Origin of the sequence: Klebsiella sp. ZJOU C1, from assembly GCF_035620215.1 — a bacterium.
Taxonomy (GTDB): Bacteria; Pseudomonadota; Gammaproteobacteria; order Enterobacterales; family Enterobacteriaceae; genus Klebsiella; species Klebsiella variicola.
This window is the reverse complement of record NZ_CP141644.1, coordinates 551,807-567,242: the sequence shown is the minus strand read 5'-3', so window position 1 is coordinate 567,242 and position 15,436 is coordinate 551,807. Positions and strand designations below refer to the sequence as shown.

Here is a 15,436-nt window from a genome sequence, read left to right as displayed (position 1 = left end):
CGCGTTGAACAGAGCCCGCTACGTAAAGTAGCTGCCATGGATAAATCGTCGAAAGCGTCTGCCGCCATGCGTTCTATACAGCTACTTACCCTCAGCGTGATATTTGCCTTAACCGGCTGTCTGTCGCTCGCTCCGGACTACCAGCGCCCCGCCGCGCCGGTGCCGCAGCAGTTCTCTCTCAGCCAGAACAAGCTGGTTACTGCGACAGCGGGCTATCAGGAGACCGGCTGGCGCACCTTTTTCGTCGACCCGCAGGTGAAAAGCCTGATTAGCACCGCGCTGATAAATAACCGCGATCTGCGGATGGCGACGCTGAAAGTGCAGGAAGCCCGCGCCCAGTACCGGGTTACCGACGCCGACCGCTACCCGCAATTGAACGGTGACGGCAGCACCACCTATGGCGGCAAGCTTAAAGGCGACACCACCACCAGCAGCGATTATGCCGCCGGCCTGAATCTCAGCTATGACCTCGACTTCTTTGGCCGGTTGAAAAACCTCAGCGAGGCCGACCGGCAGAACTTCTTCGCCAGCGAAGAGGCGCGGCGTGCGGTGCATATCCTGTTGATTGCTAACGTTTCACAAAGCTACTTCAACCAGCGGCTGGCGGCAGCGCAGTTGCAGGTGGCCAACGACACCTTACAGAACTATCAGCAGTCTTACGCCTTCGTTGAAAAACAGCTGCTGACCGGAAGCACCACCGTGCTGGCGCTGGAGCAGGCGCGCGGGATGATCGAAAGCACCCGCGCCGATATCGCCAAACGTCAGGGCCAGCTGGCGCAGGCCAATAACGCCCTGCAACTGCTGCTCGGCAGCTACCAGCATCTGCCGGACGATAGCGCCAGCAGCGCGGTGGACCTGAAAGGCGTAACCCTGCCGCCATCGCTCTCCTCAGCGATCCTGTTGCAGCGGCCGGATATTTTAGAGGCCGAACACAGCCTGTTGGCGGCCAACGCCAATATCGGCGCCGCGCGGGCGGCCTTCTTCCCGGCGATCACCCTGACCAGCTCGCTCTCCGGCAGCAGCAGCGAGCTCTCCAGCCTGTTTAACGCCGGCAGCGCGATGTGGAACTTTATCCCAAAAATCGAACTGCCGATTTTCAACGCCGGGCGTAATCAGGCCAACCTCGATCTGGCGGAGATCCGCCAGCAGCAGCAGGTGGTCAACTATGAACAAAAAATACAGTCCGCCTTTAAAGAGGTGGCCGACGCGCTGGCCCTGCGCCAAAGCCTGGCCGATCAGATTGCCGCCCAGGAGCGCTATCTCGCTTCACTAAATATCACCCTGCAGCGCGCTACTGCGCTCTATCGTCACGGCGCGGTCAGCTACATCGAAGTCCTGAGCGCCCAGCGCGACATTTTTACCACCCGACAAACCCTGCTGGAACTCAACTATTCCCGTCAGGCAAATGAAATCACCCTGTTCACCGCCCTCGGCGGCGGCTGGATGGAATAACCCAAGGAGTCCCGATCATGAATTCACTCTCTAAAGTCGCCCTGTTCACTCTGATTTCTGGCGCGGTGTTCGCCGTCCAGGCCGCCGACCCGCACGCCGGCATGGCGATGCATGAACAGCCCGCCGCCGCGCAGGCGCAAAGCATCAGCGGCAAAGGCGTCATTAAAGCTATTGATATGGATAGCAAAAAAATCACCATCGCCCACGAGGCCATCCCGGCGGTGAACTGGCCGCCGATGACCATGCGCTTCACCATCACCCCGCAGACGCAGCTCAACAATGTGAAGGATGGCGACAGCGTGGACTTCACCTTCGTTCAGCAGGGCAACCTGTCGCTGCTGCAGGATATTCGCGCCAACTAATGGCCCGGCGACGGTAAGCCCCTCAACGACTAAATGGACGACACATGGCATCCCTGACACTGAAAAATACGGCGCTGATCCTCGGCAGCATGGTGATTGGCGGCGCGCTTACCGCGGCGCTGTATACCCGACTGACGCCGACCCACTCTGCCGCTCCGGCGGCCGAGCAGCAGCGTAAAGTGCTGTTCTGGTACGATCCGATGTACCCGAACACCCGCTTCGATAAACCGGGTAAATCGCCGTTTATGGATATGGATCTGGTGCCGAAATACGCCGATGAGGAGCATGCCGCCGCTGGTGCGTCGGGGGTGCGTATCGACCCGACGCAGACCCAGAATCTCGGCGTAAAAACCGCCGCGGTCACCCGCGGGCCGCTGCGCTACGCTCAGACCTTCCCGGCCAACATTAGCTATAACGAGTACCAGTATGTGATTATGCAGGCGCGGGCGGCGGGCTTTATCAATAAAGTCTATCCGTTGACCGTCGGCGACAAGGTGAAACAAGGCACGCCGCTCCTCGAGCTGACCATCCCTGACTGGGTGGAAGCGCAGAGCGAATATCTGTTGTTGCAGGAGACCGGGGGCACCGCCACCCAGGTCGAGGGGATCCTCGAGCGCCTGCGCCTCGCCGGAATGCCGGATGACGATATCCGCCGCCTGAAAACCACGCGTAAAATCCAGACCCGCTTTACCCTCAAAGCGCCGATCGATGGCGTGATTACCGCCTTCGATCTGCGTGCCGGAATGAATATCGCCAAAGATAATGTGGTGGCGAAAATTCAGGGCATGGACCCGGTGTGGGTCAGCGTGGCGGTGCCGGAATCCATCGCCTGGCTAATTAAAGACGCCTCGCAGTTCAGAATTCAGGTTCCCGCCTGGCCGGGGAAAACCTTCAGCATCAACAAATGGACCCTTCTCCCCAGCGTCGATAGCGCCACCCGCACCCTGCAGCTGCGCCTGCAGGTCAACAACCCGGATGAAGCGCTGAAGCCGGGGATGAACGCCTATCTGCAACTGACCAGTGAAAGCGAACCGATGCTGCTGATCCCCTCCAAAGCGCTGATCGACAGCGGCGACGAGCAGCGAGTGATTACCGTGGATAATGAGGGCCGCTTCGTGCCGAAACTCGTGCAGGTATTCCATGAATCCAATGGTGTCACGGCCATTCGCAGCGGGCTGCAGGAGGGTGAGAAAGTCGTCGCCAGCGGCCTGTTCCTGATCGACTCGGAGGCCAATATCGCCGGCGCGCTGGAGCGCATGCGCGCTCAGGTTCCCGGTACTGCGGCCCCTGCCGCCCACGCCCACTGAGGAACGGAACCATGATTGAATGGATTATCCGCCGCTCGGTGGCCAACCGCTTTCTGGTGATGATGGGCGCGCTGTTTCTCAGCATCTGGGGGACCTGGACTATCGTCCACACCCCGGTGGACGCCCTGCCGGATCTCTCCGACGTACAGGTGATCGTCAAAACCAGCTACCCGGGACAGGCGCCGCAGATCGTCGAAAACCAGGTCACCTGGCCGCTGACCACCACCATGCTGTCGGTACCCGGCGCCAAAACAGTTCGCGGCTTCTCGCAGTTCGGCGACTCCTACGTGTACGTGATTTTTGAAGACGGCACCGATCCTTACTGGGCGCGCTCGCGGGTGCTGGAGTATCTCAACCAGGTGCAGGGCAAACTGCCCGCCGGGGTCAGCGCCGAAATGGGCCCGGACGCCACCGGCGTCGGCTGGGTCTTCGAGTACGCGCTGGTCGACCGCAGCGGCAAGCACGACCTCGCCGAACTACGCTCCCTGCAGGACTGGTTCTTAAAATATGAGCTGAAAACCATCCCTAACGTCTCGGAAGTGGCGTCGGTGGGCGGCGTGGTCAAGGAGTACCAGATTGTCGTCGACCCGATGAAGCTGACCCAGTACGGCATCAGCCTCGGCGAGGTGAAATCGGCGCTGGACGCCTCTAACCAGGAGGCGGGCGGCTCTTCCGTCGAACTGGCGGAAGCCGAATATATGGTGCGCGCCAGCGGCTACCTGCAGACGCTCGACGACTTCAAAAATATCGTGCTGAAAACCGGCGATAACGGCGTGCCGGTCTATCTCGGCGACGTCGCGCGGGTGCAGATCGGCCCGGAGATGCGCCGCGGTATCGCCGAGCTTAACGGCGAAGGCGAAGTGGCCGGCGGCGTGGTGATCCTGCGCTCCGGCAAGAACGCCCGCGAAGTGATCTCGGCGGTCAAAGCGAAGCTGGCGTCGCTGCAAAGCAGCCTGCCGGAAGGGGTTGAAGTGGTCACCACCTACGACCGCAGCCAGCTTATCGACCGCGCCATCGACAACCTCAGCCATAAGCTGCTGGAAGAGTTTATCGTCGTCGCGCTGGTCTGTGCCCTGTTCCTGTGGCACGTACGCTCGGCGCTGGTGGCGATTATTTCGCTGCCGCTCGGCCTGTGCTTCGCCTTTATCATGATGCATTTCCAGGGGCTTAACGCCAACATCATGTCGCTGGGCGGAATCGCCATTGCGGTAGGGGCGATGGTCGATGCCGCCATCGTGATGATTGAGAACGCCCACAAGCGGCTGGAGGAGTGGGAACATCAGCACCCGGGAGAGAAGCTCAGCAACGACATCCGCTGGAAAATCATTACCGAGGCGTCGGTGGAGGTCGGCCCGGCGCTGTTTATCAGCCTGCTGATCATTACCCTGTCGTTTATCCCGATTTTCACCCTCGAAGGCCAGGAGGGCAAACTGTTCGGCCCGCTGGCCTTCACCAAAACCTGGTCGATGGCCGGGGCGGCGCTGCTGGCGATCGTGGTGATCCCGATCCTGATGGGCTTCTGGATCCGCGGCAGGATCCCAGCGGAGAACAGCAACCCGCTGAACCGCTTTTTGATCCGCATTTATCACCCGCTGCTGCTGAAGGTGCTGCACTGGCCGAAGACCACCCTGTTGATTGCGCTCCTGTCGATCCTGACGGTTATCTGGCCGCTTAACCGGGTCGGCGGCGAGTTTCTGCCGCAGATTAACGAAGGCGATCTGCTGTATATGCCGTCAACGCTGCCGGGGATCTCCGCTGCGCAGGCGGCGGATATGCTGCAGAAAACCGATAAGCTGATCATGACGGTGCCGGAAGTGGCCCGGGTGTTCGGCAAAACCGGCAAGGCCGAAACCGCTACCGACTCGGCACCGCTGGAGATGGTAGAGACCACCATTCAGCTTAAGCCCCAGGATCAGTGGCGACCGGGGATGACCATGGAAAAGATCGTCGAGGAGCTGGATAAAACCGTGCGCCTGCCCGGGCTGGCGAACCTGTGGGTGCCGCCGATCCGCAACCGCATCGACATGCTCTCCACCGGCATCAAGAGCCCGATTGGCATTAAGGTTTCCGGCACTAACCTGGCGGATATCGACGCCATCGCCGAGCAAATTGAAGGGGTGGCGCGCACCGTGCCGGGAGTCACTTCAGCGCTAGCCGAGCGGCTGGTCGGCGGGCGCTACCTCAACATTGATATTCAGCGTGAGAAGGCGGCCCGCTACGGGATGACCGTCGGCGACGTGCAGCTGTTCGTCTCGTCCGCCATCGGCGGGGCGATGGTTGGCGAGACCGTGGAAGGCGTCGAGCGCTACCCGATCAACATCCGCTACCCGCAGAGTTATCGCGACAGCCCGGAGACCCTGCGCCAGCTGCCGATCCTCACGCCGCTGAAGCAGCAGATCGTCCTCGGCGACGTGGCTGAGGTGAAGGTGGTCACCGGACCATCCATGCTGAAGACCGAGAACGCCCGCCCGACCAGTTGGATCTACATCGACGCCCGCGACCGCGACATGGTGTCGGTAGTGCACGATCTGCAGCAGGCCATCGGCAAGGAGGTGAAGCTGAAGCCGGGCATCAGTGTGTCCTACTCCGGGCAGTTTGAGCTGCTGGAGCGCGCCAATCAGAAGCTGAAGCTGATGGTGCCGATGACGCTGATGATTATCTTCGTGCTGCTGTATCTGGCGTTCCGCCGCGTCGGCGAGGCGCTGCTGATTATCACCAGCGTGCCGTTCGCCCTCGTCGGCGGGATCTGGTTTCTCTACTGGATGGGGTTCCATTTATCGGTAGCCACCGGGACCGGCTTTATCGCCCTGGCCGGGGTGGCGGCGGAGTTTGGCGTGGTGATGCTGATGTACCTGCGCCACGCCATCGAGGCGGAACCGTCGCTGAAGAATCCGCAGACTTTCAACGTCGATAAGCTCGACGAGGCGCTGTACCAGGGGGCGGTTCTGCGCGTGCGGCCGAAGGCGATGACCGTGGCGGTGATTATCGCCGGCCTGTTGCCGATTTTATGGGGCACCGGCGCCGGGTCGGAAGTGATGAGTCGCATCGCCGCGCCGATGATTGGCGGGATGATCACCGCCCCGCTGCTGTCGCTATTTATCATTCCGGCGGCATATAAGCTGATGTGGCTGTCCCGGCATCGGGGCAAGCGTAGCGAATAACCCGCCGCGTTTACGCCGGTCCGGGAAATTGGCTATAGTGGCGCCATTCTTCTGGCCGGCGTGAACGTCCCTATGAATCTGAACCTGGTGTGTTATTCCCTGCTGCTGCTCACCGCCGTGGGCAGCGCCCTGCTGCCCTACCCGCTGGCGATGTGGTTTTTACTGAGCAGCCTTCTGACATGGCTTATCTATGGCGCCGACAAGCTGGCGGCGCGCAAAGCCTGGCGACGGGTGCCGGAAACCACGTTGCTGGTGCTGGGCCTGGCGGGAGGTTGGCCGGGGGCCATCCTCGGCCAGCAGTGCTTTCGTCATAAAACGCAAAAGCAGCCCTTCCGGCGGTGGTTTTTCGTCAGCGTGGCGCTGAACGTGGCGGCGCTGGTCGGGCTGTACGTGGTTTATACCCACCTGCTCAGCCGCTAAGGGGCGAGGCTAGCGCGGCGTCTGGCGGATCCACACCAGGCGATCGACGTCAAAGCCCAGCTCGCGCGCGGTATTCAGGTAATCCTGCTTCACCGCCGCCGGAATGGTGGGGGTGCGCGACAAGATCCACAGATAATCGCGGTTGGGGCCGCTGACCAGCGCGTACTGGTAGTCATCGTCCAGGCGGATCACGTTATAGCCGCCGTAGAATGGCCCGAAGAACGACACCTTCAGCGCCGCGGTGGTGGGGGCGCCGGTGAAGTAGGCTTTTCCGTCGCTCTCATTCCAGCGTTTTTTGACCGGGTCATAACCGCGATTGACGACGCTGATCCCCCCGTCGCTGCGGGCGCCGTAGGTGGCGGTCACCTGCTCCAGGCCTCGCTCGAAGCGATTCTCCAGGCGGGCGACTTCATACCATTTTCCAAGGTAACGGCTGGCGTCAAACCCGCTAATCGGCTGAACGCCCTTCGGCGGGGTGGGCGATTTGCAGGCCACCAGGGTCAACGCGATAGCAACGCCAGTGACAACAGGCCATAGCTTCATGAGAACTCCTTTCATTTACGCGGTAGGGGAAAGTGTAGTGCAAAGCCACTACACTTCACGCCAGCCGACGTGATTCGTAGTATATTGAGAATATTCTTTGTTAACAGGTGGCCTCCATGCCTTACTCCATCGGCGAATTTGCCCGACTATGCGGGATAAATGCGACCACGCTTCGCGCCTGGCAGCGCCGCTATGGCCTGCTCAAGCCGCTGCGCACCGATGGTGGTCACCGTCAGTACAGCGATGACGACGTCCAGCAGGCGCTGAAGATCCTCGACTGGGTGAAAAAAGGGGTACCAGTCAGCCAGGTGAAGCCCCTGTTGTCGCGCCCCGGCGCACGGCGCACCAACAACTGGCTGACGTTGCAGGAGACCATGCTGCAGAGGCTGAAAGAGGGAAAAATCGAGTCCCTGCGCCAGCTGATCTACGACGCCGGGCGCGAATATCCGCGCCAGGAGCTGGTCACCGAGGTGCTGCGTCCGCTGCGCAGCCAGGTCTCCGCCAACGTGCCGGCCATCATGACGCTGCGCGAAATTCTCGACGGCATCATCATCGCCTATACCTCGTTTTGCCTCGAAGGCGACAAGAAGGCGCCCGGGGACAACTTTCTGATCACCGGCTGGCACTTGACCGACGCCTGCGAAATCTGGCTTGAGGCGCTCAAACGTACCGGCCAGGGCCATCGCATCGACGTTCTGCCGGTGCCTCCCGCCGCCCTGGCGCCGGAGATTTTCCCCCAGCGCAACTGGCTGCTGGTTACCAGCGGCAAACTTTCCGCCGCCCGCCAGAGGCAGGTGGAACTCTGGCAGCAGCAGGTCGTCTCCCTCGAGGTGATTCCGCTCTAACCCTCTGTTTTAACTTACCCCACTCTCTGTTCCGCCAGCGCCCGGTGGCGCGGCGGGCGCACGCTTGCCCTTCGCACCACTCACGATCCCCCCCCTTAAAACACCAATCATAACAACATGATTTTTAACACAAATAAAATATATTTTTCTACAAACTTGGACAAATAATTTTATTTGTGTAAGTTTTAAGTATGCCATTACGCTACCGTATCTAGCCAGGATGTGATCCATGAGCACCTCGCCGTCTGTGATTCGTCGTTTCGTTGAGTACTACGCCGGGCTGGATGCGCAGCCGCCCGCGGCGCTGGCCGCGCTGTACCATCCGGATGCGACGCTGAGCGATCCTTTTGGTCAGCATCAGGGGCTGTTCGCCATTCAGCGCTACTTTACCCATCTGCTGGCCAACGTGGAGCAGTGCCGGTTCACCATCGACACGCCGCTCTGCGACGGCCAACGGTTCGCCGTGACCTGGACCATGCACTGGTCGCATCCGCGCATTGCCGGTGGAGAAACCCTGGCCCTGCCGGGTTGCTCGGTGGTGGACATCGCCGGGGAGCAGATCCTCCATCAGCGCGACTACTACGACGCCGGGGAGATGATCTACGAGCATCTTCCCCTGCTGGGCTGGGCGGTGCGCGGCGTGAAGCGGAGGGTGCGCTCATGATGACGGTACTCATCACCGGCGCCAGCTCCGGGATCGGCGCCGGTCTGGCGAAATCCTTCGCGGCGGATGGCCATCTGGTTATCGCCTGCGGGCGAGATGCTTCGCGCCTGTCGGCGCTCCAGCAGTTCAGCCCCAACATCAGCGGGCGCCTGTTCGATATGACAGACAGGGACGCCTGTCGCCAGGCGCTGACGGGCTGTTTTGCCGACCTGATCATTCTCTGCGCCGGGACCTGCGAATACCTCGACCACGGGCAGGTGGATGCCGCCCTCGTGGAGCGAGTGATGGCCACCAACTTTCTCGGGCCGGTGAACTGCCTGGCGGCGCTGCAGACGCAGCTGGAGGCAGGCGATCGGGTGGTGCTGGTCAGCTCGATGGCGCACTGGCTACCCTTCCCGCGCGCGGAAGCCTATGGCGCCTCCAAGGCGGCGCTGACCTGGTTTGCCAACAGCCTGCGTCTGGACTGGGAGCCGAAAGGGGTCGCCGTCACGGTGGTCTCTCCGGGCTTCGTCGACACCCCGCTGACGCGCAAAAACGACTTCGCCATGCCCGGCCGGGTGAGCGTGGATCGGGCGGTGACGGCGATCCGCCATGGCCTGGCGAAAGGCCAAAACCACATTGCCTTCCCCACCGGTTTCAGCCTGGCCCTGCGGCTGCTGGCCAGCCTGCCATCGGGTATCCAGCGCCTGCTGTTGCGCAGGATGGTGCGCTCATGAACATCGCCATCATCGGCAGCGGCATCGCCGGGCTGACCTGCGCCTGGCGGCTGGCCGGACACCATCAGGTGACGCTGTTCGAAGCGGGCGCCACGCCGGGCGGCCACACCGCCACCGTGGATGTCGCCACGCCGCAGGGCACCTGGGCCATCGATACCGGATTTATCGTCTACAACGATCGCACCTATCCGCGCTTTATGGGCCTGCTCAGCGAGCTGGGGATCGACGGGCAAAAAACGCAGATGAGTTTCTCGGTTCACAACCCGACCAGCGGCCTGGAGTACAACGGTCACAGCCTGACCTCGCTCTTCGCCCAGCGGCGCAATCTGCTGAAGCCGGCCTTCTGGGGGCTGCTGAGCGAGATCGTCCGCTTTAACCGGCTGGCGAAACTGGCGCTGACCGAGGCGCTGGATCCGGGGGCGACGCTGGAGAGCTTCCTCGTCCGCCACCGCTTCAGCCCCTTCTTCGCCCGCCACTATATTCTGCCGATGGGGGCGGCGATCTGGTCGTCGTCGCTGCAGGAGATGCGCCGCTTCCCGCTGCCGCTGTTTTTACGCTTCTTTGAACACCACGGTCTGCTGGATATTCGCGATCGCCCGCAATGGTACGTGGTGCCCGGCGGTTCCCGGGAATACGTTCGCGCCCTGCTCGCCAGGCTCGGCGATCGCCTGGACCTGCGGCTCAACGCGCCGGTGCAGCAGGTGGACCGCCACCCGGCGGGGGTCACCCTGCGGATGGCGTCCGGGGAGGCGTATTTTGACCAGGTGATCTTCGCCTGCCACTCCGCGCAGGCCCTGGCGATGCTGGCGGCGCCCACCGATTCCGAACGAGAAGTCCTCGGGGACATCGGCTGGCAGCGCAACGAGGTGGTGCTGCACAGCGATCCGCGCTGGCTGCCGGAGCGCCAGCGCGCCTGGGCCAGCTGGAACTATCGCCTGAGCGACGGGGATCGGGCCCGGGCCTGCGTCACCTACAACATGAATATTCTCCAGGGGCTGCCCGCGGACGCGCCGCTGTTCTGCGTCACCCTGAACCCGGACGCGCCGGTGGATGACCGCTACGTCTGGCAGCGCTTCGTCTATGAGCATCCGCTGTTTAACCCGCAAAGCTGGTCGGCCCAGCTGCGGCGCGAAGAGATTAACGGCCAGCAGCGGAGCTGGTACTGCGGGGCCTACTGGTACAACGGCTTTCATGAGGACGGGGTGCGCAGCGCGCTCGACGTGGTGCAGGGCATCGCCGCGGCGGAGGGCAACTGAGATGAACAGCTGCCTCTATCAGGGCGTCCTGCGCCACCGTCGCCTGCAGCCGAAGGCGCACCACTTCGTCTACCGCCTGTTTATGGCCTGGCTCGACCTCGACGAACTGGACAGGCTGCCTGAGGCGGGCATCCGCCGCAACCGCCTGGCCGCCGCTGCCTGGTACGACGCCGATTATCCGCTGGGCGCGCCGCTGAAGGCCCAGGTGCTGAACCGGCTGGAGAGCCTGACCGGCTGCCGCCCGGCGGGACGCGTGATGCTCCTGACCCAGCTGCGCTACTTCGGCTTCCATTTTAATCCGGTCAACTTTTACTACTGCTATGACGAGGCCGACACCCTGCGCTGGGTGCTGGCCGAAGTGCGTAACACGCCGTGGAATGAGCGTCATTACTACGCGGTGGACGGCCAGCAGGCGCGCCCGCTGGAGAAAGCCTTTCACGTTTCGCCGTTTAACCCGATGGACATGGTCTATCACTGGCGCTTCAACGCGCCCGGCAAAACGCTGCACATGCATATTGAAAACCATCAGGCCAGCAAGGTGTTCGACGCCACGCTGGCCCTGAGCCGCGTGCCATTGACCCGCGCCAACCTGCGCGGGCTGCTGCTGCGTCTGCCGCTGATGACCCTGAAAACCGTCCTCGCCATCTACTGGCAGGCGCTGCGGCTGTGGCTGAAGCGCGTGCCGCTGTACAACCATCCTGTCAGCAGGAGTGAACGCTCATGACCGATCCCGTCTTTGCGCTTGAACCCGATGTGCCGCGCAACGTGCGGCTCGCGCGCTGGCTGCTCTTTCGTCTGTTGAGCGGCCTCCGCGAAGGCTCGCTCACCGTGCGCGAAGGGGCGCAGACGTTTCATTTTGGCGACCCCGCCGCCGCACTGCGCGCCGAGGCGCGGGTCTGCACACCGGAGGTGTACTGGCGTCTGCTGACCGGCGGCAGCCTGGCGGCGGCCGAGGCCTGGATGGACGGCGACTGGGAGAGCCACCAGCTGACGGCGCTGCTGCAGATCCTCGCGCGCAACGGCGAGGTGCTGGGGCGTCTGGAGCGCGGCTTTCGTCTGCTGGGCAAGCCCGTCGCCCGCCTGCACCACTGGACCCGCCGCAACACCCGCGCCCAGGCGCGGGAGAATATCGCCGCCCATTATGACCTCGGCAACGAATTTTATGCCCACTTTCTGGATGACGACCTGCTCTACTCCAGCGCGTTGTTTACCGATGACCAGCAGGATCTGACCCAGGCCCAGCGGGCCAAGATGGCGCGTCTGTGCGACCAGCTGGCGCTCACTCCCGGCGATCATCTGCTGGAGATTGGCACCGGTTGGGGGGCGTTGGCCGAGTACGCCGCCCGCCATTACGGCTGCCGGGTCACCACCACCACCCTTTCCCGGGAGCAGCACCGCTGGGCAACCGAGCGCATGGCCCGCGCCGGGCTGCAGGATCGCGTCGAGGTGCTGCTCTGCGACTACCGCGATCTGCGCGGCGAGTACGACAAACTGGTGTCGGTGGAGATGATTGAGGCGGTGGGCCAGCGCTACCTCCCGGCCTTCTTCCGCACCTGCCAGGCGCGCCTGCGCCCGGGCGGCAGAATGGCCCTGCAGGCGATCACCATCCAGGATCAGCGCTATCGCGACTACAGCAAAAGCGTCGATTTTATCCAGCGCTACATCTTCCCCGGCGGCTTTTTGCCCAGCATCACCGCAATGAGCGAGCTGATGACCCGCCATACCGATTTTGTGGTGCGCAACCTGTTCGACATGGGCCCGGACTACGCCCGCACCCTGGCGCACTGGCGGCAGCGTTTTACCCACGCCTGGCAGGATATTGAAAAGCTCGGCTTTGATGAGCGCTTCCGCCGGATGTGGCTCTACTACTTCGGCTACTGCGAAGCCGGATTTAACGCCCGCACCATCAGCGTGGTGCAGCTCACCGCGGAGCGGGTATGACACGCCCGGCGCAGCACCTGCTGATGGCCCTTGCGTTCGATGTTTACTGGACGCTGGTGGTGATGTTACGCGAGCGCGGTCTGCTGATCTGGCTGACGCTGGCCATTTTCGCCTGGCTGCGGTTGCCGGCGGCCAGTCGTCCACCCGCCCTGCTGTTGGCCGCGGCGGGCTGCGGCCTGGACGCCTGCTGGGCGCTGGCGGGACTGATCGATTTTCGCGGCGACAGCCTGCTGCCCCTGTGGATGGTGGCCCTGTGGCTGATGTTCGCCGTCGTCTGGACCCGACTGACCCGCACCACGACGCTTCCCGGCTGGGTGCTGGCCACGGTGGCGACCGTCGGCGGCCCGGTGGCCTACCTGCTCGGCGCTCGCCTCGGAGCCATGACCCTGCTGGTGCCGATGGCGCTTGCCGTGGCCGCCATGGCCTGCGGCTGGCTGGTGCTCATGCTGTTATTCCATCTGGGGATGGGGAGGCGAAAATGAGATTCGCGCTGTTACTGCTGTGGCTGACCACCCTCGCTCCGGCGGCCCACGCCGCCGACTGGCTGACGTGGCGTCGCGTCGGCGAGGCGACCCTCACCTGGGGGCCATTCACCGTCTATCAATCGCAGCTGCGCACGCCCAATGGCCGGTATGACGGCCCGCAGCAGGATCGGGCGCTGATCATCACCTACCGGCGCGACATCGATCGCGATGCGCTGGTGGACGCCACCCGTGACCAGTGGCAGGCGCAGGGCATTCTGCAGCAGGAGCCGCGCAGCGAAGCCTGGCTGCGCATGCTGCAGGGGATCTGGCCGGACGTCGCGCCGGGCAGCCAGCTGGCGTTCGTGGTCAGCGGCGGCGAGGGGCAGTTCTGGTACCGCGCCAGCGCCGCGCAGACCGCCTTTACCCCGCTCGGCCCGCGCCAGTCGGCGGCGTTCAGCACCCGCTTTCTCGCCATCTGGCTCGATCCGCGCACCACTTATCCCGAACTGCGTCAGCAGTTGATCGGAGGTACACCATGAAACGCATTCTGACCCTTGGCCTGGCGCTGCTGATGCTGATCCTCGCCGGCTGCAGCACCGAGGTCACGGAGTACCGGCAGCAGCAGCCCGCCCTCGACATCTTTCACTATTTTCAGGGGCGAACCGAGGCGTGGGGGATGGTGCAGGATCGTAGCGGCAAGCAGCTGCGCCGCTTCCATGTAGAGATCGATGGCGACGTCGTCGGCGACACCCTGACACTCCATGAGCGCTTTATCTATGACGATGGCGAGAAGCAGCAGCGGGTGTGGCGCATTCGCCGCACCGGCGATAACCGTTATCAGGGCACCGCCGGGGATATCGAAGGGGTGGCCAGCGGCCAGGCGGCAGGCAATGCCTTTCACTGGCGCTACAGCATGAACGTCGAGGCCAGCGGCAGCCGGTGGCTGCTGCACTTTGACGACTGGATGTTCCTGCAGGACGGCAGCCATTTGTTTAACAAAACCGAGATGAAGAAATTCGGCATTACGGTCGCCACCGTGACCCTTTTCTTTACCCGAACCACAGCAGAAGAGAGGACAGCGCCATGAACACGCAACCTGTCATTGGGATCAGCGGATGTTTAACCGGCTCAGCCGTGCGATTCGACGGCGGGCATAAGCGTATGGGCTTTGTGATGGATGAGCTCGCGCAGTGGGTGGCGTTTAAACCCGTCTGCCCGGAGATGGCGATCGGCCTGCCCGTTCCCCGTCCGGCGCTCCGCCTGGTGCAGACCCCGGTCGGGGAGATCCGCATGCGCTTCAGCCACGCCCCGCACGAGGATGTGACGGAGAAGATGGCTGATTTCGCCAGCGCCCACCTGGCAACCCTGGGCGAACTGTCGGGCTTTATCGTCTGCGCCAAATCGCCGAGCTGCGGGATGGAGCGCGTGCGGCTGTACGATGAAAAAGGCAATCGCGGGCGTAAGGAAGGCGTGGGGCTGTTTACCAGCGCCCTGATGGCGCGCTACCCGTGGCTGCCGGTGGAAGAGGATGGCCGGCTGCACGATCCGCTGCTGCGGGAGAATTTTGTCGAGCGCGTTTTCGCCCTGCATGAACTCAATGCCCTGCGCGCCCGCGGCCTGACCCGCCACGGCCTGCTGGCCTTTCACAGCCGCTACAAGCTGCAGCTGCTGGCTCACCACCAGGCGGGCTACCGGGAGATCGGCCCGTTCGTCGCCTCGCTGCATGAATGGGAGGATCTGGAGGCTTTCTTCGAGGTCTATCGCGAAAAGCTGATGGCGATCCTCAAGCAGCCCGCCTCGCGGAAAAACCACACCAACGTGCTGATGCATATTCAGGGTTATTTCCGCGACCAGCTCAACAGCCGCCAGCGCGGCGAGCTGCGGGAGGTGATCCTCAACTATCGCGCCGGGCTGCTGCCGATCCTCGCCCCGCTGACGCTGCTTAAGCACTATCTGGCCGAGTATCCGGATCGCTACCTCCAGGCGCAGAACTATTTTGACCCCTACCCGCAGGATCTGGCCCTGCGCCTGACGGTGAACTGAGGGAGTTGGCCTGGACCAGCTGCCCGGCGGCGCTGCGCTTGCGCGGGCCTGGGGGGAAGGAGGTTTTTTGTAGGCCGGATAAGGCATTTATGCCGCCATCCGGCACTACCGCAGGTACGGCACCTGACTGCCCGGCTGCGCTGCGCTTGCGCGGGCCTACGGGGTGTGAGCCTGTGTGAGGGATCACAGGCCGGATAAGGCATTTATACCGCCATCCGGCACTATCGCAGGTATGGAGCCTGACCGCCCGGCGGCGCTGCGC

The 15,436-nt window shown here is 63.0% G+C and carries 16 protein-coding genes; 15 read left to right on the top strand and 1 reads right to left on the bottom strand.

The features are described from left to right. Positions 1-66: 66 nt before the first annotated feature. From SPE70_RS02625 to SPE70_RS02605, 5 genes are all read left to right on the top strand, one after another. Complete coding sequence (locus SPE70_RS02625; RefSeq protein WP_046882490.1) at positions 67-1,452, top strand: efflux transporter outer membrane subunit; 1,386 nt, start codon at positions 67-69, stop codon at positions 1,450-1,452. Between the two features lie 17 nt (positions 1,453-1,469). Continuing rightward, on the top strand, positions 1,470-1,814 hold the full coding sequence (gene cusF / locus SPE70_RS02620) for a cation efflux system protein CusF (protein ID WP_032731860.1): 345 nt from the start codon (positions 1,470-1,472) through the stop codon (positions 1,812-1,814). A gap of 44 nt (positions 1,815-1,858) precedes the next feature. Next, positions 1,859-3,121, top strand: a complete 1,263-nt coding sequence (locus tag SPE70_RS02615) for an efflux RND transporter periplasmic adaptor subunit (RefSeq protein WP_064170697.1) — start codon at positions 1,859-1,861, stop codon at positions 3,119-3,121. Positions 3,122-3,132: 11 nt separating this feature from the next. After that, positions 3,133-6,282, top strand: coding sequence for a CusA/CzcA family heavy metal efflux RND transporter (locus tag SPE70_RS02610; RefSeq protein WP_064170698.1), 3,150 nt, complete (start codon positions 3,133-3,135; stop codon positions 6,280-6,282). A gap of 72 nt (positions 6,283-6,354) precedes the next feature. Further along, the gene (locus SPE70_RS02605; RefSeq protein ID WP_064170699.1) at positions 6,355-6,702 is read left to right on the top strand and encodes a DUF1294 domain-containing protein; all 348 of its coding nucleotides are present in this window, start codon (positions 6,355-6,357) and stop codon (positions 6,700-6,702) included. A gap of 9 nt (positions 6,703-6,711) precedes the next feature. On the opposite strand, the gene SPE70_RS02600 is transcribed toward SPE70_RS02605, so the two are convergent. Continuing rightward, on the bottom strand, positions 6,712-7,245 hold the full coding sequence (locus SPE70_RS02600; protein ID WP_002887259.1) for a lipocalin family protein: 534 nt from the start codon (positions 7,243-7,245) through the stop codon (positions 6,712-6,714). Positions 7,246-7,361: 116 nt separating this feature from the next. Here SPE70_RS02600 and SPE70_RS02595 point away from each other — a divergent pair, with 116 nt between their 5' ends. From SPE70_RS02595 to SPE70_RS02550, 10 genes are all read left to right on the top strand, one after another. After that, positions 7,362-8,090, top strand: coding sequence for a MerR family transcriptional regulator (locus tag SPE70_RS02595; RefSeq protein ID WP_008807075.1), 729 nt, complete (start codon positions 7,362-7,364; stop codon positions 8,088-8,090). A 229-nt stretch (positions 8,091-8,319) separates the two neighbouring features. After that, entirely contained in the window at positions 8,320-8,754 is a 435-nt protein-coding gene (locus SPE70_RS02590) for a nuclear transport factor 2 family protein (protein ID WP_008807076.1), read from the top strand. Next, a complete protein-coding gene (locus SPE70_RS02585) occupies positions 8,751-9,470 on the top strand; it encodes an SDR family NAD(P)-dependent oxidoreductase (protein ID WP_032736750.1) in 720 nt (239 codons plus the stop codon). Before SPE70_RS02590 ends, SPE70_RS02585 begins: the two co-directional genes overlap by 4 nt. Then, the gene (locus SPE70_RS02580; protein ID WP_064170700.1) at positions 9,467-10,726 is read left to right on the top strand and encodes an NAD(P)/FAD-dependent oxidoreductase; all 1,260 of its coding nucleotides are present in this window, start codon (positions 9,467-9,469) and stop codon (positions 10,724-10,726) included. The genes SPE70_RS02585 and SPE70_RS02580 overlap by 4 nt, the downstream gene beginning before the upstream one ends. A gap of 1 nt (position 10,727) precedes the next feature. After that, positions 10,728-11,450: a DUF1365 domain-containing protein gene (locus tag SPE70_RS02575; protein WP_016160202.1), complete on the top strand. Its 723-nt coding sequence runs from the start codon at positions 10,728-10,730 to the stop codon at positions 11,448-11,450. Further along, on the top strand, positions 11,447-12,667 hold the full coding sequence (locus SPE70_RS02570; RefSeq protein ID WP_016160201.1) for an SAM-dependent methyltransferase: 1,221 nt from the start codon (positions 11,447-11,449) through the stop codon (positions 12,665-12,667). The genes SPE70_RS02575 and SPE70_RS02570 overlap by 4 nt, the downstream gene beginning before the upstream one ends. Further along, positions 12,664-13,149, top strand: a complete 486-nt coding sequence (locus tag SPE70_RS02565) for a DUF2878 domain-containing protein (RefSeq protein WP_032736747.1) — start codon at positions 12,664-12,666, stop codon at positions 13,147-13,149. Before SPE70_RS02570 ends, SPE70_RS02565 begins: the two co-directional genes overlap by 4 nt. Next, complete coding sequence (locus SPE70_RS02560) at positions 13,146-13,670, top strand: hypothetical protein (protein WP_032740358.1); 525 nt, start codon at positions 13,146-13,148, stop codon at positions 13,668-13,670. Before SPE70_RS02565 ends, SPE70_RS02560 begins: the two co-directional genes overlap by 4 nt. Then, positions 13,667-14,218: a DUF3833 domain-containing protein gene (locus SPE70_RS02555; RefSeq protein WP_032731854.1), complete on the top strand. Its 552-nt coding sequence runs from the start codon at positions 13,667-13,669 to the stop codon at positions 14,216-14,218. Before SPE70_RS02560 ends, SPE70_RS02555 begins: the two co-directional genes overlap by 4 nt. Next, positions 14,215-15,174: a YbgA family protein gene (locus SPE70_RS02550; RefSeq protein ID WP_048271447.1), complete on the top strand. Its 960-nt coding sequence runs from the start codon at positions 14,215-14,217 to the stop codon at positions 15,172-15,174. The genes SPE70_RS02555 and SPE70_RS02550 overlap by 4 nt, the downstream gene beginning before the upstream one ends. Positions 15,175-15,436 lie beyond the last annotated feature (262 nt).

Coding starts and splice junctions, on each gene's coding strand:
- SPE70_RS02625 (WP_046882490.1), top strand. CDS start 67: ATGCGTTCTATACAGCTACTTACCCTCAGCGTGATATTTGCCTTAACC.
- cusF (WP_032731860.1), top strand. CDS start 1,470: ATGAATTCACTCTCTAAAGTCGCCCTGTTCACTCTGATTTCTGGCGCG.
- SPE70_RS02615 (WP_064170697.1), top strand. CDS start 1,859: ATGGCATCCCTGACACTGAAAAATACGGCGCTGATCCTCGGCAGCATG.
- SPE70_RS02610 (WP_064170698.1), top strand. CDS start 3,133: ATGATTGAATGGATTATCCGCCGCTCGGTGGCCAACCGCTTTCTGGTG.
- SPE70_RS02605 (WP_064170699.1), top strand. CDS start 6,355: ATGAATCTGAACCTGGTGTGTTATTCCCTGCTGCTGCTCACCGCCGTG.
- SPE70_RS02600 (WP_002887259.1), bottom strand. CDS start 7,245: ATGAAGCTATGGCCTGTTGTCACTGGCGTTGCTATCGCGTTGACCCTG.
- SPE70_RS02595 (WP_008807075.1), top strand. CDS start 7,362: ATGCCTTACTCCATCGGCGAATTTGCCCGACTATGCGGGATAAATGCG.
- SPE70_RS02590 (WP_008807076.1), top strand. CDS start 8,320: ATGAGCACCTCGCCGTCTGTGATTCGTCGTTTCGTTGAGTACTACGCC.
- SPE70_RS02585 (WP_032736750.1), top strand. CDS start 8,751: ATGATGACGGTACTCATCACCGGCGCCAGCTCCGGGATCGGCGCCGGT.
- SPE70_RS02580 (WP_064170700.1), top strand. CDS start 9,467: ATGAACATCGCCATCATCGGCAGCGGCATCGCCGGGCTGACCTGCGCC.
- SPE70_RS02575 (WP_016160202.1), top strand. CDS start 10,728: ATGAACAGCTGCCTCTATCAGGGCGTCCTGCGCCACCGTCGCCTGCAG.
- SPE70_RS02570 (WP_016160201.1), top strand. CDS start 11,447: ATGACCGATCCCGTCTTTGCGCTTGAACCCGATGTGCCGCGCAACGTG.
- SPE70_RS02565 (WP_032736747.1), top strand. CDS start 12,664: ATGACACGCCCGGCGCAGCACCTGCTGATGGCCCTTGCGTTCGATGTT.
- SPE70_RS02560 (WP_032740358.1), top strand. CDS start 13,146: ATGAGATTCGCGCTGTTACTGCTGTGGCTGACCACCCTCGCTCCGGCG.
- SPE70_RS02555 (WP_032731854.1), top strand. CDS start 13,667: ATGAAACGCATTCTGACCCTTGGCCTGGCGCTGCTGATGCTGATCCTC.
- SPE70_RS02550 (WP_048271447.1), top strand. CDS start 14,215: ATGAACACGCAACCTGTCATTGGGATCAGCGGATGTTTAACCGGCTCA.